Raw genomic sequence first — 18,422 nt, forward strand, 5'->3', positions numbered from 1 at the left:
CCTCCCCGACCGCTACGACTACCCCCGAGGTACCATCGCTCTGCCGCCCGCGGGTGTTGGCATGCTCAGTCTCAACCCGACCCTCATCGACCAAGGGAAACTCTCCGAGTGGGACGTCGCCCTGAGCATCGCCACTCCCACGGTGTGCCCGGCATACTACGGAGAAGAGCCTCCGCTCAAACTTCTCGACACGCAGCGCGACGTTGCGACGTGGGTTGTCGATCGCCTCTCCGGAACGGGCGGCTCGGCACCCAACGAGATCGAGGCCGCACAGGCCGCATACGCAGCGCTGCAGGACTGCGATGCGAGCACCATTCCGGCCTGGGGTTATGGCCAATGAAGCCAGCGCTCAAGGCGCACCGATGGGACACCTGCCTCGCCCTGGCACTGGTGATCGGCGCAGTCGGGTACCTGAACCAGGCCGCATTCGTGCCAGTCCCGTTCCTCCAAGACATGGTTCCGGTCCGTCTCCTCATTGCTATCGTCGCAGTCGTCAGTGCCATCACCCCGCTCTACCCGGCATTCATGAGCCTCGCGCCCTCACTCGTCCGCGAGGCGCGAAATCAACGGCTGCGACCAGTGGGTACCGTCGCGCTCGCCATGGTCGGCTACGCCCCCTGCGCAGTGGGGGTCAGGGCAGCCGCACCAGACACGCTCTTCTTCCTAGCCCTGCTGGCTGCCGCGCTCGTGTCGGTCGCTCTGGCGGGATACCTCGCGTGGGCAATCGTCCTCGCGCTCGGTTTCACCGCACTGATGGTGGACTCCGCCCCGGGGGCCCCCTTAACGCGCCTGCTTGAGAGCTGTACCGGGCTGGGGCTGGCAGGTGCCACGATGGGCGCGACGATGGTTGTCGCGCACTTCGGGACACGGCAATGGCGAAATCTTGCCTAGCGTTGCAAGACATCCTGGTAGTAAGGCGTGTCCTGGAGGAACGTCACTGCGACGAGCAGACCCGCCAAGAGGATGCCTGAAGGAACCACGATGCCGCTCAGCATCCGCCAGCCGCGGTGAGGGATGCGCTGTAGCCCTTGCTCTGCAAGACCGTAGAGCAGGAGCGCGGCTAGCGCGCATGCACTTGCGGCGACGTACTTCGTAGTGTGTCTGGCCCCGCCATCGGGCACTAAGCCTTGGGCCACCAGCGCCCCCACGACGATCGACAGGAGCGCGAGCACGCTGTATAGCCGAGCCTTCAACCACCGCCGGGTTGTGTTCCCGAGGCCTTCAAGTGCGTCTAGTTCGCTGTCGAGCATGCGCTCGACCTTCTCTCGACGTGACAGGTCGTTGGTATCGAGCTCGTTGCGGATCTCGAGAAGCTCCTTAACTGCTCGGCGTCGCCGTACGGTCCCGAAGGCGTATCCAGTGGTGATGACGACGACGGTGGCGCCGATGCAGGCGATGAGCAGCTCGGTCACGGTATGTCCCTGGGTTGGCATGACAGCGGGTGACCGCTCGTGCCGTGATAGTAGAAGCCGCCACTGACGTTGCTCGCTCCCGAGGTCGACTGCTGCGGCCCGAGGTGGCCCATGAGACGCCTCGAAACCCATGGGTTGCGAGACGTCTCATCGATGCCGGCGCCGAGGACATGGAAACGGTGCAGCGCGGGCGACCCGCGTGTCTCGTAGCTATGTCTCGCAAGTGAGCGGTACTTTCAGTGTCATGAACCTGGGTTGCGAGACACCATGACGGCCAGCGGGAAACTCATCGGGTACGCGCGAGTCTCGACTCGTCATCAGAGCACCGACCGCCAGGTGGTCGACCTCGCCGCCGCCGGCGTACGCCGCGACGACCTCTACGTCGACCACGGCGTCAGCGGAGCTCGCGCACGCCGCCCCGAGTTCGACCGAGCCCTCGACGCACTCCATGCCGGCGACACGCTCGTCATCACGACACTCGACCGTCTCGGGCGCTCTACATCCAACATGCTCACCCTCGCCGAAGACCTCCACGCTCGAGGAGCAGCCCTGCGGGTGCTCAACCTCGGCGGGGCAAGCATGGACACCTCCACCGCGACCGGCGCCATGATCTTCACCGTCATGGCCGCCCTCGCCCAGATGGAGCTCGAAATCAAGCGCGAACGCGTCAACGACTCCGTCACCAAGCGCCGCGCCGCCGGCAAAGACCTCGGCGGCCGCCGACCCCAGTACACCGACAGCCAGATCCGCAACGCCCGGCACCTGATCGCCGCGGGTAAGCCAGCCGCTCAGGTCGCTCGCGACCTCGGCATGTCCCGCGCCACCCTCTACAGGCGCATCAGCACCCTCACGACGGGCTAGGACCCTCAGCGCCACTCGCGTGACCCGGGACGGCCCGTCCGACCGTGTTATGCGGGGCAGAGGCCCGGCCGGCGATCCGACTCGAGAGATCAGATTCGGTGCGTTGCAGCCATCTGACAAGCGGCAAGCCCTCGACCATGAGCTCCCACAGACCCCAGCAAAGGTGACCGTCAGGTGACGGCGAACTCATTCCACGTGTCCCTGAGTCGCGATAACGCAGCGGCGCGCATGCGCGCAAGCGTTGGGCGTGTCACGCCCATGGCGCTGGCGATCTCCGCAGGATCCATTTCCTCAAAGAAGTGGAGAGTCAAGACCTGACGATCCCGCTCGCTTAGTTGCTCCATCGCGGCCCGCAGGAGGTGGAGGCTATCGTCGGGGCCGGCTGCGTCGGCGCTGGTTCGACGTTCCTCGACGATCTCTTCCAGGGTCGTCTCGGCAACAGCGGCGCCGAGCGCGGTCCGAGCGAGGGCAAGGAAGTCGTTGAAGTTCATCTGTCCGTACCGATGCGCGCTTCGACGACCGAACTCGTTCACGAGCGCCCGCAGTGGCTCACCGTCCTTGGCGAACCAGTCGTCCTTCTGATCGTTCGTCACCAGCAGGAACGGTGTCGGGGTGCGCGCCGCATGGTCGAGGAGCTCGGACCACAGCAAATAGTCACCAGCCTGCAGGAGTGGCGTGTACTTGTCCGCGACGTCTCTCCAGCCGGGGGGTATCTGGTTCGGGGCGCGCCACGTAGCGAAATCCTCTACCCGCTGCCGCACCAAGAGGGGATCCGGATCCTTCGCGGCACCCGCATTCAGGAGGGCGTCGATCCGACGCAGGACCGGATCGTCATCCCCGGGCACGATCGCGGCGTCGGCAGCCACGAGTGCGTCAAAGGCGGAGCTGAACCGCTCCAAGGTCTCGTCGAGAAGACCGGACACCTCGTGGCGTGACTCCTGCCAGCGTCGGCTCGCGCCAAACGCTTCCTTGGCATCACTCGACATCACGATCATCTCCAACTCGGGGCAGACCTCCGCGGGCGCCTGGTTCGACGAGCTGTGGGACTTCGCCCGTGACGAGGACGCCGACCTCGTCGACGAGCACTACTACAACTCGCCCGAATGGTTCTTCGCCAACGCCAACCGCTACGACTCCTACGACCGCTCCGGACCGCACGTCTTCATCGGGGAGTACGCCTCCAAGGGCAACACCTTCTACAACGCCCTCGCCGAGGCAGCCTTCATGACCGGGATCGAGCGCAACGCCGACGTCGTCGACCTCGCGTCCTACGCCCCGCTCCTGGCGAACAAGGACTACGTCCAGTGGGCACCGGACGCGATCTGGTTCGACAACGCGACCGCCTACGGCTCGGTGAACTACTACGTGCAGACGATGTTCGCCCAGAACGTCGGGGACACGGTGGTGCCCTCCACCGTGACGCAGCCCGTCACGGCCGGGGAGGACCTGTCCGGCGGGATCTTCCTGTCTACCTGGCTCACCGCGGCCGCCTACGACAACGTACGGGTGACCTCCAACGAGACCGGTGAGGTGCTCTTCGAAGACGACTTCTCCGACGGCGCAGCCGGCTGGGCACCGACGTCAGGCACCTGGGCGGTCGTGGACGGTGAGTACCGCCAGACGAGCACGACCGTGGAGGACGCGCGCAGCACCCCCAGAGTCGACGCCAGCGGCTGGGGCAGCTACACGCTCGAGCTCGACGCCCGCAAGCTGGCAGGCACGGAGGGGTTCCTCGTCGGCTACGGCGCCCAGGACCCCAGCACCTACACGTGGTGGAACCTCGGCGGGTGGGCCAACACCCGGTCTGCCATCCAGCAGACGGCCTCGGGTGCGTCGGTCGAGCTCGCTGGCAGTGCGACGACGATCGCCACAGGGCAGCAGCACTCGGTCAAGGTCGTCGTGGCGGGGCGGACCCAGAAGCTCTACCTGGACGACGTGCTGGTGACCGAGCATGCCGACACGACCGTCCAGCAGGACCTCTACCAGGTCGTCACCCGTGACGACGCGACGGGGGATCTCGTGCTCAAGGTGGTCAACTCCACGGAGGCGGCGATCACGGCGCCGGTCAGGATCACCGGGGACGTGACGATCGACGCAGAGGCGACCGTCACCGAGATGACCGGGGACCGCGCCGCGCAGAACACGATGGCCGCACCCCGCCGGATCGTCCCGGTGGAACGCCAGATCACCGGGATGGGCAGCTCGTTCAGCTACGAGTTCCCGGAGAGCTCCATCACCTTCCTGCGGTTGGGGACCGACCTGCCGACCGTCGTTCCGCCCGTCGTGGAGGTGCCGACCGACCCGGTGCCGCCCGTCCTGGAACCAGTACCGACCGACCCCGTCCCCAGCGACCCGGTGACGGGTGGGGCTCCGGCTGCCCCGTCGCCAGCTCCGGCGCCCTCCGGCGCAGCGGACACCCAGGGGGACGCAGGCGCGGGCGGCACGCCGAAGCCGCTCGCGATGACTGGCTCGGAGGTGGCTCTGTTGGCGCTGCTCGCGGCGGCCATGGTGGCTGGCGGCTCGGTCCTGGTCCGGCTTCGGGCACGGAGCTGACGGCCCTCGGCCGGGACGGCTGACGGACGGCGATGAGCCGGCGGAGCGGGATCACCCCGCGCCGCCGGCTCGTCGCTGTGCGTGATGGCCGGCTACGGCCTCGCCGCGAAGCGTTCCAGCAGGTCCGAGTGCCCGGAGACGACCAGCAGGTCGTTGGAGGAGATGCGGGTGTCCGGCTCGGCGTAGACGAACTCCTGCCCGGGGGACTTCACCCCGATGATGGTCACGCCGTAGCGCTCGCGGACCTTCGACTGGGCGACAGTGAAGCCCTGGGTCTCCTTCGGCGGACGCATCTTGACGATGGTGAAGCCGTCCTCGACCTCGATGTAGTCGAGCAGCTTCCCGGAGACCAGGTGCGCGACCCGGTTCCCGGCGTCGGCCTCGGGGAAGACGACGTGGTGAGCGCCGATCCGCTGCAGGATGCGCCCGTGCTCGGCCGAGATCGCCTTGGCCCAGATCTGCGGGGTGCCCAGGTCCACGAGGTTGCCGGTGATGAGCACGCTCGCCTCGAGAGAGGTGCCCACCCCCACGACCGCGACGGTGAAGTCCCGCGCGCCGAGCTGGTCGAGGGCCTCGGGGTTGGAGGCGTCCGCCTCCACGATGGGCAGCCGGTCGGAGAAGTGCGCGACCAGGGACGGTGACCGCTCGACGGCGAGCACGTCCTGGCCCAGCCGGTCCAGGGTCATCGCCATCGCCGAGCCGAACCGGCCCAGCCCGATGACCAGGACGCCGGCGTCGGCCTTGGCGGTCGCCTTCGCGCTCCGGGCGATGCGTGCCGCTGTGTTGTCAACCAATGATGGGCCTTTCCTCAGGCAGCCGGATGACCCGACGGCGGTCGCGCAGCGCGAGGGCTGCTGCAAGTGTCATCGTGCCTGTGCGGCCGATGAACATCAATGCGATGAGCACGTACTTGCCTGCCTCGGGCAGGTCCGAGGTGATGCCGGTGCTCAGACCCACCGTCGCGAAGGCCGAGATGACCTCGAAGAGGACGACGTCCAGGGTCCACCCGGTGATCTCCAGCAGCAGCAGACAGGCCACGAGCACCGCGGTGGCACCGACGAAGACGACGGCCACGGCCAGCCGCAGCGTGTCACGCGGGATCCGACGCCCGAACACCTCGACGTCCCGGTCACCGCGGGCCTCGGCGATGATCGCGATCATCATGACCGCGAGCGTCGTGACCTTGATACCGCCGGCGGTCGAGGCAGACCCACCACCGACGAACATGAGCGCGTCGGTGATCAGCCACGACGCCTCGCGCATCTCGCCGACGTCGATGGTCGAGAACCCGGCGGACCGCGGCATGACGCCCATGAACAAGCCGTTGAGAAGTTTCTCGCCGGTGGGCATCGCTCCGAGGGTCGCCGCGTTCATCCACTCCAGCGCGATGAAGAGGGTCGAGCCGACGACGACGAGCAGGCTCGAGGTGACGACGGTGAGCTTGGCGTGCAGGCTCCACTTGCTGAACTTCTTGCGGTTGCGGGCCACGTTGAGGATGACCGGGAAGCCGAGCGCGCCGATGAAGGCCCCGACGATGATCGGCAGGAGCAGCAACCAGTCACCGGCGTGCGGGGCGAGCCCCTCGGCGGTGGGGATGAAACCGGCGTTGTTGAAGACCGAGATCGCGTAGAAGACCCCGTGCCAGACCGCTTCGCCGGTGCTCTCGTTGAGGACCAGGAACCGGGGGATGAGCAGGGCCGCGATCGCCACCTCGAGGCTGGTGGAGGCGATGATGACCACCCGCACGAGCGAGCCGACCTCACCGAGGCGGGTCGTCTTCGTCTCCGAGGCGGTGAGCAGCTTCTGGGTGAGGCCGATGCGCCGGGAGACCGCCATGCCCAGCAGCGAGGCCAGGGTCATGACGCCGAGGCCACCGATCTTGATCGCCACGAGGATCACGGCTTGACCGAAGGTGGACCAGTAGGTCCCGGTGGGCACGGTGACCAGACCGGTCACGCACACGGCCGAGGTGGCGGTGAAGAAGGCATCGACGAAGGGCGCGCGGGTGCCGTCAGCGGTGGCCAACGGGGTTGACAGCAGGCCGGTGAAGACGGCGATGACGGCTGCGAACACGCTGATGGCCAGGCGTGCCGGCGACTGCCGGGCCATGCGGTCGATCAGCTCGCGGCCCATCCACAGGCGCCCAGAGAGACCCGATGCCATCCGCTCTCCTCAAGTCACTCAACCTGTACATCCGAACTCTGCCACGAGTTGCGGGTGAGATACACCGTGGCGGGGGCAAAACGGGCACCTGAGGGCGCTGTTCCCGCTACTGTCTGAAGGTGCCCACGCCCCAGGTTGTCAAGGTTCCCGTCATCGCGGACGTCGCGCGCCTGGCAGGCGTGTCCGTCCCGACCGTCTCGCGCGTGCTCACGGGCTCGACCCCGGTGAGCGACGAGAAGCGCGAACGGATCATGGCGGCGATCCGGGAGCTCGGCTACCGACCCAACGCCGCGGCCCGCGCGCTGGTGAGCGGCCGGCAGTCGATGATCGCGGTCGTCGCCGGCAACACCACCCGCTACGGCTACGCCATGACCATCCAGGGCATCGAAGAGGCCGCCCGGGCCGCGGGGTACCTCGTGGTCATCACCGTCGTGGACACCCCTGACGAGACGACCGTCGCCACGACGGTCGACCTGGTGCTCGGCCAGCCGGTCGCCGGGATCGTCGTGCTCGCCTTCGACGAGGCGGGCATCCTCGCCAAGGGCGCCTTCCCGGCCACGGTGCCGATGGTCTCCGCCGTCGCGGTGGGGGACTCCGCGGCGCGCGAGCCGCAGGCTTTCCTCGACGACCGTGTGGCCGCCAAGGAGGCGACCGACTACCTGCTGGGCCTGGGGCACGCGACCGTGCACCACGTCTCCGTGCCGCAGGCCGTGCCCCGCATGGGCCGGACCCTGGGCTGGGAGGACGCGCTGCGCGCGGCCGGCCTGGAGGTCCCCGAGATCATCGCGGCTGACTGGGAGCCGTCCTCCGGCCGGCAGGTCGGACTGCAGCTCGCTGACCGGCCGGACGTGACCGCGGTGATCTGCGGGAACGACGAGGTGGCGATCGGCGTGATCCGCGGCCTCCACGAGGCAGGCAAGCGCGTGCCCGACGACGTGAGCGTCGTCGGCTTCGACGACTCCCCGCTCGCAGCGGTCGCCATCCCGGCGCTGACGACCGTGGCCCAGGACTTCATCGACCTCGGGCACCGGGCGTTCTCCCAGCTCAGCCTCCTGATCACGACGGGCGAGGCGCCGATGTCCTCCTCGTCCGCTCCCCGCCTCGTCGTCCGCGAGAGCACCGCCGCCCCCCGCGCCTGACCCTCACCCTGTACTCGGTCCGACGCACCCCGGCCGTCCAGCAACGGCCGTCGAGTCACGGCCCCGTCCTCCAGACCCCTGCCGGCGGCCCCATCACCGGCAGCGTGACCCCTTCGCCGACCTCGTGACCCCCTCGCCGACCTCGTGACCCCTCGCCGAGCTCGTGAGCCAGGGGCGTTCACTCTGCCCTGGCTCACGAGTTCGGGCGCGGGCTCACGAGCTGGCGCGCGGGCTCACGAGTTCGCGGGGCGCGGGAGGAGGTCGCGAGGGTGGCTCGCGGGGCGGGGGCGGGCGACCGCGGCGGGCGCCTCTCGGCAACCCGTGGCGTGAAAGCGTTATCAAGACGTGACACCGGGGTCTTGCAATCTGATCTGATCAACGTTTTCATAAGACCAGAGCACGACTTCACTCATCGTCGAGGAACGGATTGTCATGCGGCACCGAAGCCACATCATCAGCTGGGACGCACCCCGGCTGCACATCGAGCTGTCGGCGGGCGACGACGCCCCCGTGGGCATCGAGACGCTGCGCCCCGTCGCAGACGGCGCGCCGGAGGCCTTCGGCGCGACGATCGACCGTGCCACGCTGGCGCACCTCATCAACCCCTCGACCTCGGCCCAGCGGCTCGTCGAGGTGATCGCCTCCGGCCACGGTCGCGCCTGGTCCTCGACGCGCTACTCGGGCACCATGATCGGCGAACGCCTCCGCTACGTCGCGCACAGCCAGCGCACCGAGCCCGCCCGCGGCGCGGGGGAGTGGTCCGTCCTGGAGATCGAGCAGGCAGACCCGGTCAGCGGGCTGCGCGTGGTCACCACGCTGCGCTCGCACGAGTCGGTGGCGGGCCTGCAGGCCTGGAGCACCGTGACGAACGAGAGCGAGACGGTGCTGCGCCTGCGCGCGGTGACCAGCCTCGCCGTCGGGTCCTTCCCGTCGACCGAGCTCACGGACGTCGACGTGCTCTGGGCACCGACCGACTGGCTCGGCGAGAGCCGCTGGGTCACCGAGGCGCTGCGCGACCAGGCGGTCATCGACCTGTCCCGCGCCGACCACGAGCACGACCCGCGCGGTGCCTTCCGGGTGACCGGGATCGGCGCATGGTCGACCGGGCAGGCGCTGCCCACCGGCATCCTGCGCGACCGCGTCACCGGGGTCACCTGGGGGTGGCAGGTCGAGCACAACGGACCCTGGCACTGGCAGGTCGGCGAGCGCGCGGACGGTCTGTACCTCGCACTGACCGGCCCCACCGACGACGAGCACCAGTGGACCAGCGACCTCGCGCCCGGCGAGTCCTTCACCTCGGTGACGGCATCGATGGTCGTCTCCCGCGACGGCGCCGAGGGGGCCTTCGCCGAGCTCACCCGCCAGCGCCGGGCGATCCGCCGTCCCCACCACGACGTCGACACGCTGCCGGTGGTCTTCAACGACTACATGAACACCCTCATGGGCGACCCCACCACCGAGAAGCTGCTGCCGCTCATCGAGGCAGCCGGCGCGGTCGGCGCGGACTACTTCTGCATCGATGCCGGTTGGTACGCGGACGACAGCGACTGGTGGGACGGCGTCGGGGAGTGGCAGCCGTCCACCACCCGCTTCCCCGGCGGCCTGGCCGCAGTCATCGACCACATCCGGGCCAACGGCATGGAGCCGGGTCTGTGGCTCGAGCCCGAGCTCATCGGTGTGCGCAGCCCGCTCGCGCAGTCCTATCCCGACGAGGCGTTCATGCAGCGCGCCGGTGACCGGATCTCCGAGCACCAGCGCCACCACCTGGACTTCTCCAGCCAGGCCGTGCGCGACTACATGGACTCGCGGGTCGACGCCCTCGTCTCCGAGCTCGGCATCCGCTACTTCAAGCTCGACTACAACGTCGTCCCCGGTCCGGGCACCGACGGCGCCGCCGACGGTGCGAGCGCGCCGTCGGCCCCGGGCGAGGGGCTGCTGCGGCACAACCGTGCCTACCTGGGCTGGCTGCGCTCCGTCCTCGACCGCCACCCGGACCTCATCCTGGAGAACTGCGCCTCCGGTGCCATGCGGATGGACTACGCGATGCTCTCCGAGCTGCAGCTGCAGTCCACCTCCGACCAGCAGGACCTGCTGCGCTACCCGCCCATCGCGGCTGCGGCTCCCGCGGCGATCCTGCCTGAGCAGGCCGCCAACTGGGCCTACCCGCAGCCGGGCATGACGGCGGAGGAGATGACCTTCACCCTCGCCACGGGAGTGCTCGGACGGATGTACCTCACCGGCCACCTCAACCGCATGGACGACGCCGAGCGGGCCCTCGTGGCCAGCGCCGTCGCCGCCCACCAGGGCATCCGCCACGACCTGGCGCGGGCCTTCCCGTCCTGGCCGATCGGCCTGCCGTCCTGGGACGACCCCGCCCTCGCCCTCGCCCTCGTCGCCGACGACGTGACATACGTCACGCTCTGGCGGCGCCCGGGTGCCGCCGACGTCGTCGACCTCCCGCTCGCCGGCCTCGCCGGTGCCCAGGTCGACATCTGCCCGGTCTTCCCGGCGGACCTGGGGTCCTGGCAGGTCAGCTGGGACGCCGTCACCGGCACGCTGCGCACCAGCGTCCCCGCTGGCGCCGACGAGCAGGCCTCCGCCCGGGTGCTCAAGGTGACCCGCCGCTCCGCTCCCTGACCTCTGTCCGTCCACCCCCGTTACCGCGCATCACCCCACGCAGTCGATGATGACTTGCAGAAATGAAAGGACCCTTCGATGAAGAAGTTCGCAGCCACCACCGCGATCGTCACAGCGCTCGGCCTCACCCTGGCGGGCTGCGGCGACCCCAGCGGCGCCGACGCCGGGGCCAGCGCCCCGGCCGAGTGGGCCGACCAGAACGCCGACCTCTCCGGGGTCGAGCTGACGTTCTGGGCCGCCCAGTCCAGCGTGAGCGTCCCTGAAGAGGTCGCTGCGGCCTTCGAGGAGGCGACCGGCGCGGAGGTGACCATCGAGGTCATCCCGGACTCCTACGAGGCCAACGTCCAGACCCGCGTGGCGACCGGCGCGAAGCCGGACCTGGCGTTCTGGCAGCCGACGCCGTCGATGCTCACCGCGATCAACGCCAAGAACAACCTCCTTCCGCTCGACGGCGCACCCTGGGTCGAGACCATGGAGCCGAGCCTGCAGGACCTCACCGGCATCCTCGACGGCACGCGCTACGCGACCTTGGTGGCCAGCCCGTCCGTCATCGGCGTCTATTACAACAAGGACGTCTTCGCGGCGAACGGCATCAGCGAGGTCCCGCAGAACGTCGACGAGCTGCTCACCGACGCCCGCGCCATCGAGGCCGCCGGGACCGACGCCTTCTTCGAGATGGCCGGCGACGGTTGGGGCACGCAGTGGTTCCCGCAGATGCTCCTGGCCGACGACGCCAAGGCCGGCTTCTGGGACGAGGTGAACGCCGGGACCAAGACCTTCTCCTCCCCGGAGATGCTCGACGCGATCACCGAGTACGACGACCTCATCACCGAAGGCCTGTTCAACGACGACATCAAGACCGCGACCTTCAACGACCAGGGCGCTGCGCTGCTGGCCGGCGAGGCCGCGATGGTCGTCCAGAACAACGCCTACATGACCCAGCTCCAGGCGATGGCCACGACCGACGAGCTCGACGCGAGCATCGGGTTCTTCCCGATCTCCCGCGAGGGCACCACCGCGACGTCCATCCCGGACCAGTCCAACGCGATCGTCGCCTTCAACACCGGGGACGCCGAGCGTCAGGCCGCGGCGCGCCAGTTCATGTCCTTCTGGATGGGTGAGGGCTACCCCACCTTCGTCGAGTCGACCAACGCGGTCTCGATCGTGACCGGCGTCGAGAACTCTCCTGAGGTTCCCCAGCTCGTGCTGGACATCCACGCCACGCTGACGGACACCGCGCCGTCCATGCAGGCCGCCGCGGTCGCCAACCCGGACCTCTGGCTCAACCTCGTGGACATGATCAACGACGTCAAGACCCCTGAGGACGTCGCCAAGGCCACCCAGTCCCAGTTCGCCGAGCTGGCCAAGGCCGCCGGGGTCGCCGGGTTCTGACCCGGTTCCCCACCCCTCTTCGGGCGGGGCCGGCGCACAGACGGCTCCGCTCGAACCCTCGAGGTCCTGACCGCCCCGCAGGCACGTCCCCCCGCGCACGCCGCGGGGTGGTCAGGACCCGCCCAGCTACCCGAGAGAGAGGCGCGATCGTGGCGACCAGCTACGCGCCAGCCCCAGCCAAGGTGAAGAGACGACCCGAGATGGTCACCGAGCGCAAGATCCACCCCTGGTGGTTCCTCGCGCCCGCGTTCGCTGTCCTGATCGTCTTCTTCCTCGTCCCCACGGTCTACAACTTCGTCTACGCCTTCACCGACTGGTCGAGCTTCAAGTCCCAGATCAACGTCATCGGCACCGACAACTTCTCCTCGCTGCTGGAGAACGGCACGCTGCTGAAGTCGCTGCGGATCACCCTGGCCTACGCCGTCATGGTGGCGATCTTCCAGAACCTCTTCGGGCTGCTGCTCGCGCTGTTCCTGGAGAAGGACTCCACGGTCAACCGCGCCGCCCGCGTCGTGTTCTTCATCCCCGTGGTGATGAGCGCGCTGGCCGTCGGCTACATCTTCCAGGCGCTGCTCAAGCCGGAGGGGGCGCTCAACCAGATCCTGTCCTTCGTCACCGGCCAGGACGTGACCATCGCCTGGCTCGGCTCGACCACCTGGACCCTGGTCATCGTCGCGATGATCCACGCCTGGAAGTGGATGGGGCTGTCCATGCTCGTCTACCTGGCCGGCCTGAAGACCATCAGCGACGACGTCATGGAGGCCGCCCGCCTCGATGGCGCGAGCTCCTGGCAGATGTTCTGGAAGGTCCGCTTCCCACTGATCGGCCCGGCCATCACCTTCAACGTCGCCACCGCGCTGCTGGGGTCCATGAACGGCTTCGACATCGTCCAGGCGACGACCGGCGGCGGGCCTGCCCGCAGCACCGAGATCTTCAACATCTTCGTCTTCCGGACCTTCGGCCAGGGGTTGTACGCGCAGGCCACGACCATGAGCCTGCTGCTCTTCGTGGTCGTCGCGGTCCTTGCCTTCCCTGTCATCGGAATGCTGCGTCGTCGGGAGGAAGTCCTGTGAGCACCCAGACTGTCAGCGCCGGTTCGGCGCACCCCGAGCCCCAGGCCCGCTCGGGCCAGCAGCCCCCGGCCACCAGGCCGCGCCGCCCGCGTCCCACCCCCAAGGGTGGACGGCAGGGCCCCTGGGCAAAGATCCAGCCCGCCGCCGTCGTGATCGTCACGATCCTGACGATGGGCGTGCCGTTGTGGCTCGTCGTGGTCACGGCCGGCAAGAGCCAGGCGGAGGCGGTCGTCCCCACCATGGCGCTGCCCACGCAGTGGCGGCTGTGGGAGAACTTCTCCGAGATCTGGACGAGGGGTGACATCCCGGCCGGCTTCGTCGGATCCCTGCTCATCATGGTCCCCGCGGTCCTGGCGACCCTGCTGCTCGGGGCCATGGCCTCGTGGATCCTGGCGCGGCGCTCCGGACGGCTCAACTCGCTCATGTACGCCGCCGCCATCTCCGGGCTGATCCTGCCGCCCGCGGTGGTCACCGTGGTGCTGCTGCTGCGCCAGCTCGGCATCGCGGGCACCGCGATCGGCATGATCTGCGTGTACATGGGGATCTACCTGTCCACGGTGATCTTCTTCGTCACCGGCTTCGTCCGCAACATCCCCCTCGAGCTCGAGGAGGCCGCCCGGATGGACGGTGCAGGGCCGGTCAAGATCTTCGCCCGGATCATCCTGCCGCTGCTCGTCCCGGTGCTGTCGACGGCGACCATCCTCATCTGCCTGTACGTCTGGAACGACGTCTTCTACGCCTTCTTCGTGCTGGGCGGGCAGATGGATACCCTGCCGTTGAACCTCTTCACGGTGGCCAGCGCAGGGCTGTACCTCAACAACTGGCACCTGATCTTCGCCTACGTCGTGCTCATGAGCCTGCCGCTGCTCGTGGTGTTCATGGTCTTCCAGCGCAAGATCATCTCCGGCGTGACCAGCGGCGCGGTCAAGTAGCGCGGCTGATCCTGGCTGGCGATGCCTGCTGAGAGCCCACCGGCGCGCGATCCCGCGCGCCGGTGGGCTTCGCGCTACCGTGAACCCATGCCGTTCAGCGTTGATGTGGCCTGGAGCCCCGAGCTCATGAAGTACAACTTCGGCGCCGGGCATCCCATGGCACCGGTCCGACTCGAGCTCACCGTCCGCCTCGCGACCGAGCTCGGTCTGCTCGCCGCGCCCGACGTGCACGTCGTCGACCACGGCATCGCCTCCGACGCCACGCTCACCCTCGTCCACGAGCCTGCCTACGTCGCGGCCGTGCACGCCGCCTCCGACGACGGCGTCGAGGACGTCCGGCGGGGCCTGGGCACCGAGGACGACCCGATCTTCGCCGGCATGCACGACGCCGCCGCCCGCATCGTGGCGGGCACGGACGGCGTCGCGCAGGCGGTGTGGGAGGGGCGCGCCACGCACGGCGTGAACGTCGCCGGCGGGATGCACCACGCCATGCCGGGCGGCGCGGCCGGCTTCTGCGTGTACAACGACGCCGCGGTCGCGATCGCCGGCCTGCTCGCCGCAGGAGCCCAGCGGGTGGCCTACATCGACGTCGACGCCCACCACGGGGACGGCGTGGAGGCTGCCTTCTGGGACGACCCACGGGTGCTCACCGTCTCGGTCCACCAGAGCGGCGCGACGCTCTTCCCGGGGACCGGGCACGCGAGCGACACCGGGGGACCGGAGGCGCACGGCTCGGCCGTCAACGTGGCCCTGCCGGTGCGGACCAGCGCCAGCGGGTGGCTGCGGGCGGTCGACGCGGTGCTGCCCGAGGCGGTGCGCGCCTTCGCACCCGAGATCATCGTCTCCCAGCACGGCTGCGACGCCCACGGCAAGGACCCGTTGAGCGACCTCGACGTCGCAGTCGACGCCCAGCGCCAGGTGGCCACCTGGGTGCACGACCTCGCGCACGAGGTGTGCGGGGGCAAGTGGGTGGCTCTGGGAGGGGGAGGGTACGCCGTGATCGACGTGGTGCCGCTGGTGTGGTGCCACGTGCTCGCGATCGCCCAGCACCGCGGGATCAGCCCGCTCGCGCCGGTGCCCCCGGCCTGGCGCCTGCACGTCCGCGAGGTGCTCGACCACGAGCCCCCTGAGCTCATGTCCGACGTCGCAGGTGAGGTCCGGTACGTCCCGTGGCAGACTGGGTATGACCCGGAGGACGCCGTCGACAGAGCGATCCGGGCCACGCGTCAGGCAGCGTTCCCGCTGCTCGGGGTGGACGTCAGCGCAGATCTGTGACCGTTCACCGCTTCTCACCGGACCGGCCCAGGCCCTAGGGTGGTGCACAGTGCTCCACGAGCTCAGCGGCCCCGCCGGCGAGCTCCACGACAAGAAGGTTCCGACATGACGTCGCAGGCCCCGCGCGTGCAGTTCCTCACCGTCTCCGAGGTGGCCGAGGTCATGCGCGTCTCGAAGATGACGGTGTACCGGCTCGTGCACTCCGGGGAGCTGCCCGCGGTGCGGGTGGGCAAGTCGTTCCGGGTGCCCCAGGACGCGCTCACCAGCTACCTCGCGGCGGCCTACATCGAGGGTGATCGGATCTCGTCCTGAGTGCCGCGTCGCAGAGACCTCTCAGGAGACGATAGGATAGGTTCGGACTTTCCCGAGCGTGGGCGTCACATGTACCACTTGCAGTCTTGCGGTCTACCGGCCGCTTGGTTCTGAGCGGTTCTACGGCGTGCTGCGCGAGCAGACCCGATCAACATTGCGAGGACCCATGGGCTCCGTCATCAAGAAGCGCCGCAAGCGTATGGCTAAGAAGAAGCACCGCAAGCTGCTTCGTAAGACCCGCCACCAGCGTCGTAACAAGAAGTAAAGCAGTTCCCGACCGGGCCCGGTTTCGACCGGGCCTGAGTCGTATCCGGAATCAGGTGGGCCCACGTTCCCACCAAGCTCGGGTGGACCCAGCCTCGACGCGCACGGTCGCGCGCGGGTGCTGGGCCTGGGCGGGTGTGAAGGATAATCTCAGGTGACTCTCAGCGATGAGGTGTCATCATCATGACCCAGTCGGAGGCCTCCCCGTGTCTACAACGATGCACGACGTCGCACAGCTCGCTGGCGTCTCGATCAAGACGGTCTCCAACGTCGTCAACGGGTACCCCTACATCCGGGACACCACGCGCGAGCGCGTGCTCGCGGCGATCAAAGAGCTCGACTACCAGATGAACGTCTCGGCCCGCAGCCTGCGCTCGGGCCGGACCGGGATGATCTGCCTTGCCGTCCCCGAGCTCAGCCTGCCGTACTTCGCCGAGCTGGCCGACTCCGTCATCCGCGCCGCCGAGGACGTGGGCATGACGGTGCTCATCGAGCAGACCGGCGCCGACCGCAACCGCGAGCTCGAGGTGCTCTCAGGCAAGCGCAAGCACCTCACCGACGGCCTGATCTTCTCCCCGCTCGAGCTGGGCCCGGACGACCGGGCGGCCTTCGACGTCAACTTTCCGATGGTGCTGCTCGGTGAGCGCATCTTCGGCTCCGCTCACGACCACGTGACCATGAACAACGTCGAGGGGGCGCGTGCGGCGACGGCGCACCTCATCAGCCAGGGACGGCGTCGGATCGCCCTGATCGGCGCCCACGAGGGCGAGCAGGTCGGCTCCGCGCGGCTGCGCACCGAGGGGTACCTCACCGCGCTGCACGAGGCCGGCATCGAGCCTGACCCGGCGCTCCTGGGAGAGTCCGGGCCGTGGCACCGTGCCAACGGCGCGGAGACCATGCACCGGATGCTCGACGCCGGGATCGAGGTGGACGCCGTCTTCGGCCTCAACGACGCGCTCGCCCTGGGCGCGCTGCACGCCCTGCACATGCGCCGCATCTCGGTGCCGGGGCAGGTCGCGGTCATCGGCTTCGACGACGTCGACGAGGCCCGCTACGCCTCGCCGCCGTTGTCCTCGGTGTCGCCGGGCCGTGAACAGATCGCTCGGACCGCCGTGCAGCTGCTCCGGGACCGGATCGACGCTCCGGCTGACGGGCGCCCGCCGGTCGAGGTGGTGGCCGACTTCGAGCTGGCGCTGCGGGAGTCGACCGTCGGCTCGCACGGGGGACCGCGCACGCCGCTGTAGGCCCGGCGTGCACCCGCCTGAGCGGTAGACCGTCGACCTGGGACCGAGGAGAGCCGTGGCTCGCATCACGATCGCTGACATCGCCCGGCACGCAGGAGTGTCGACCGGGGCCGTCTCGTACGCGCTCAACGACCGCCCGGGCGTCTCGGAGCAGACCCGCGCGCGCATCCTCAAGGTCGCCGACGACCTGGGCTGGGCGCCGAGCGCGGCCGCGCGGTCGCTGTCCGGGGCGAGGTCCGAGGCGATCGCCCTGGTGCTGGCCCGTGACCCGGGCATGCTCGGCGTCGAGTCCTTCTACATGCAGTTCCTGGCGGGGGTGGAGTCCGAGCTGGCCAAGCGGTCCTACGCCCTGCTGCTCCAGGTGGTCCCGGACCTGGAGAGCGAGGTGCGCACCTACCGGCGGTGGCGCGCGGCGCGCCGGGTGGACGGGGTCGTCATGGTCGATCCGCGGTCGAGCGATCCGCGCATCCCGCTCTTCCAGGCCGACGGCGCCCTCCCGGTGGTCGTCGTCGGCGACCCGTCGCTGGCCGGCGGGCTGACGAGCGTGTGGACTGACGACGCGGGCGCCCTGCGGGAGTGCGTGCGCCACCTGTGCCGTGCGGGCCACCGCCGGGTCGCGCGTGTGGGCGGGCTCGCGGAGTTCGGGCACACGGCGATCCGGGACGAGGCGTTCACGACCGAGACTGCGCGGCTCGCCATGGAGGGCCGCGTCGTGGGCACCGACTACTCCGCGGCCCAGGGTGGCGCCGCCACGCGTCGGCTGCTCACCGGCGATGCGCCGCCCACGGCCATCGTCTACGACAACGACGTGATGGCCCTCGCCGGGCTCGGGGTCGCCGCCGAGCTCGGGGTGAAGGTCCCGGCAGACCTCTCCCTCGTCGCCTGGGACGACTCGCCGCTGTGCGAGGCGACGTACCCACAGCTGTCCGCGCTCAGCCACGACGTGACGAGCTATGGCGCTCACGTGACCCGTCGCCTCTTCGAGGTCATGGACGGCGCGGCACCCGGGGCGTACCTGGACTCGACCCCGGTGCTGCGGCTGCGTGGCACGACCGCGCCCGCGAACCCAGCCCGCTGACCTGCTCCTGCGGGTCCTGGGCGTTGACTTCCCCGAACTTAACCGCTTAACTAACCTCGTCGCTCCGCAGGGGCGGCCTGGCTCCGA

18 protein-coding genes are annotated in these 18,422 nt (G+C 69.2%); 14 read left to right on the forward strand and 4 right to left on the reverse strand.

What is annotated here, in order from left to right; all coding sequences use genetic code 11:
* Together SS2_RS15930 and SS2_RS15935 are read left to right on the forward strand one after the other, a co-directional pair.
* On the forward strand, window positions 1-340 hold a 340-nt coding region (locus SS2_RS15930), incomplete at its 5' end, for a hypothetical protein (RefSeq protein WP_217995620.1).
* Window positions 337-891 (forward strand): hypothetical protein, encoded by a 555-nt coding sequence (locus SS2_RS15935; RefSeq protein WP_066465914.1) that lies wholly within the window; start codon window positions 337-339, stop codon window positions 889-891. The genes SS2_RS15930 and SS2_RS15935, both read left to right, overlap by 4 nt.
* Here the strand turns inward: SS2_RS15935 and SS2_RS15940 are convergent.
* Window positions 888-1,412 carry a hypothetical protein gene (locus tag SS2_RS15940; RefSeq protein ID WP_066465916.1) on the reverse strand — a complete coding sequence of 175 codons (525 nt, stop codon included), beginning with the start codon at window positions 1,410-1,412 and terminating at the stop codon, window positions 888-890. The genes SS2_RS15935 and SS2_RS15940 overlap by 4 nt on opposite strands.
* A 267-nt stretch (window positions 1,413-1,679) precedes the next feature.
* Here SS2_RS15940 and SS2_RS15945 point away from each other — a divergent pair, with 267 nt between their 5' ends.
* Window positions 1,680-2,273, forward strand: coding sequence for a recombinase family protein (locus SS2_RS15945; RefSeq protein WP_066465920.1), 594 nt, complete (start codon window positions 1,680-1,682; stop codon window positions 2,271-2,273).
* Window positions 2,274-2,443: 170 nt separating this feature from the next.
* On the opposite strand, the gene SS2_RS15950 is transcribed toward SS2_RS15945, so the two are convergent.
* Window positions 2,444-3,259 carry a PIN-like domain-containing protein gene (locus SS2_RS15950; RefSeq protein WP_169796330.1) on the reverse strand — a complete coding sequence of 272 codons (816 nt, stop codon included), beginning with the start codon at window positions 3,257-3,259 and terminating at the stop codon, window positions 2,444-2,446.
* Between SS2_RS15950 and SS2_RS15955 the strand changes: the two genes are divergently transcribed.
* Window positions 3,243-4,826, forward strand: coding sequence for an alpha-L-arabinofuranosidase C-terminal domain-containing protein (locus SS2_RS15955; protein WP_066465926.1), 1,584 nt, complete (start codon window positions 3,243-3,245; stop codon window positions 4,824-4,826). The genes SS2_RS15950 and SS2_RS15955 overlap by 17 nt on opposite strands.
* A 92-nt stretch (window positions 4,827-4,918) precedes the next feature.
* Here SS2_RS15955 and SS2_RS15960 read toward each other — a convergent pair whose 3' ends face one another.
* Both SS2_RS15960 and SS2_RS15965 read right to left on the reverse strand, forming a co-directional pair.
* On the reverse strand, window positions 4,919-5,620 hold the full coding sequence (locus SS2_RS15960; protein WP_066465928.1) for a potassium channel family protein: 702 nt from the start codon (window positions 5,618-5,620) through the stop codon (window positions 4,919-4,921).
* Window positions 5,613-6,989 (reverse strand): TrkH family potassium uptake protein, encoded by a 1,377-nt coding sequence (locus SS2_RS15965; RefSeq protein WP_066465930.1) that lies wholly within the window; start codon window positions 6,987-6,989, stop codon window positions 5,613-5,615. The genes SS2_RS15960 and SS2_RS15965 overlap by 8 nt, the downstream gene beginning before the upstream one ends.
* 119 nt (window positions 6,990-7,108) lie before the next feature.
* Here SS2_RS15965 and SS2_RS15970 point away from each other — a divergent pair, with 119 nt between their 5' ends.
* From SS2_RS15970 to SS2_RS16010, 10 genes are all read left to right on the forward strand, one after another.
* On the forward strand, window positions 7,109-8,128 hold the full coding sequence (locus tag SS2_RS15970) for a LacI family DNA-binding transcriptional regulator (protein WP_066465932.1): 1,020 nt from the start codon (window positions 7,109-7,111) through the stop codon (window positions 8,126-8,128).
* A 432-nt stretch (window positions 8,129-8,560) separates the two neighbouring features.
* The gene (locus tag SS2_RS15975; protein WP_066465934.1) at window positions 8,561-10,765 is read left to right on the forward strand and encodes a glycoside hydrolase family 36 protein; all 2,205 of its coding nucleotides are present in this window, start codon (window positions 8,561-8,563) and stop codon (window positions 10,763-10,765) included.
* A 78-nt stretch (window positions 10,766-10,843) separates the two neighbouring features.
* Window positions 10,844-12,157 (forward strand): ABC transporter substrate-binding protein, encoded by a 1,314-nt coding sequence (locus SS2_RS15980; protein WP_066465936.1) that lies wholly within the window; start codon window positions 10,844-10,846, stop codon window positions 12,155-12,157.
* 149 nt (window positions 12,158-12,306) lie between these two features.
* A complete protein-coding gene (locus SS2_RS15985; RefSeq protein WP_245643660.1) occupies window positions 12,307-13,230 on the forward strand; it encodes a carbohydrate ABC transporter permease in 924 nt (307 codons plus the stop codon).
* Entirely contained in the window at window positions 13,227-14,162 is a 936-nt protein-coding gene (locus tag SS2_RS15990) for a carbohydrate ABC transporter permease (RefSeq protein WP_245643661.1), read from the forward strand. Before SS2_RS15985 ends, SS2_RS15990 begins: the two co-directional genes overlap by 4 nt.
* Window positions 14,163-14,249: 87 nt before the next feature.
* Window positions 14,250-15,437 carry an acetoin utilization protein AcuC gene (locus SS2_RS15995; protein WP_066465940.1) on the forward strand — a complete coding sequence of 396 codons (1,188 nt, stop codon included), beginning with the start codon at window positions 14,250-14,252 and terminating at the stop codon, window positions 15,435-15,437.
* 105 nt (window positions 15,438-15,542) lie between these two features.
* Entirely contained in the window at window positions 15,543-15,749 is a 207-nt protein-coding gene (locus tag SS2_RS16000; RefSeq protein WP_066465945.1) for a helix-turn-helix domain-containing protein, read from the forward strand.
* Window positions 15,750-15,915: 166 nt separating this feature from the next.
* Entirely contained in the window at window positions 15,916-16,014 is a 99-nt protein-coding gene (locus SS2_RS17185) for a 30S ribosomal protein bS22 (RefSeq protein ID WP_003792170.1), read from the forward strand.
* A 205-nt stretch (window positions 16,015-16,219) separates the two neighbouring features.
* Window positions 16,220-17,257 carry a LacI family DNA-binding transcriptional regulator gene (locus tag SS2_RS16005; protein WP_245643662.1) on the forward strand — a complete coding sequence of 346 codons (1,038 nt, stop codon included), beginning with the start codon at window positions 16,220-16,222 and terminating at the stop codon, window positions 17,255-17,257.
* Between the two features lie 55 nt (window positions 17,258-17,312).
* Entirely contained in the window at window positions 17,313-18,335 is a 1,023-nt protein-coding gene (locus SS2_RS16010; protein ID WP_066465949.1) for a LacI family DNA-binding transcriptional regulator, read from the forward strand.
* Window positions 18,336-18,422: the final 87 nt, after the last annotated feature.

Origin of the sequence: Sanguibacter suarezii NBRC 16159, from assembly GCF_001552735.1 — a bacterium.
GTDB classification, from domain to species: Bacteria; Actinomycetota; Actinomycetes; order Actinomycetales; family Cellulomonadaceae; genus Sanguibacter; species Sanguibacter suarezii.

What these genes read in the sequence shown, in the direction of transcription:
- SS2_RS15935 (WP_066465914.1), top strand. Translation starts at nt 337, where the DNA reads ATGAAGCCAGCGCTCAAGGCGCACCGATGGGACACCTGCCTCGCCCTG.
- SS2_RS15945 (WP_066465920.1), top strand. Translation starts at nt 1,680, where the DNA reads ATGACGGCCAGCGGGAAACTCATCGGGTACGCGCGAGTCTCGACTCGT.
- SS2_RS15950 (WP_169796330.1), bottom strand. Translation starts at nt 3,259, where the DNA reads ATGTCGAGTGATGCCAAGGAAGCGTTTGGCGCGAGCCGACGCTGGCAG.
- SS2_RS15965 (WP_066465930.1), bottom strand. Translation starts at nt 6,989, where the DNA reads ATGGCATCGGGTCTCTCTGGGCGCCTGTGGATGGGCCGCGAGCTGATC.
- SS2_RS15975 (WP_066465934.1), top strand. Translation starts at nt 8,561, where the DNA reads ATGCGGCACCGAAGCCACATCATCAGCTGGGACGCACCCCGGCTGCAC.
- SS2_RS15980 (WP_066465936.1), top strand. Translation starts at nt 10,844, where the DNA reads ATGAAGAAGTTCGCAGCCACCACCGCGATCGTCACAGCGCTCGGCCTC.
- SS2_RS15995 (WP_066465940.1), top strand. Translation starts at nt 14,250, where the DNA reads ATGCCGTTCAGCGTTGATGTGGCCTGGAGCCCCGAGCTCATGAAGTAC.
- SS2_RS16000 (WP_066465945.1), top strand. Translation starts at nt 15,543, where the DNA reads ATGACGTCGCAGGCCCCGCGCGTGCAGTTCCTCACCGTCTCCGAGGTG.
- SS2_RS17185 (WP_003792170.1), top strand. Translation starts at nt 15,916, where the DNA reads ATGGGCTCCGTCATCAAGAAGCGCCGCAAGCGTATGGCTAAGAAGAAG.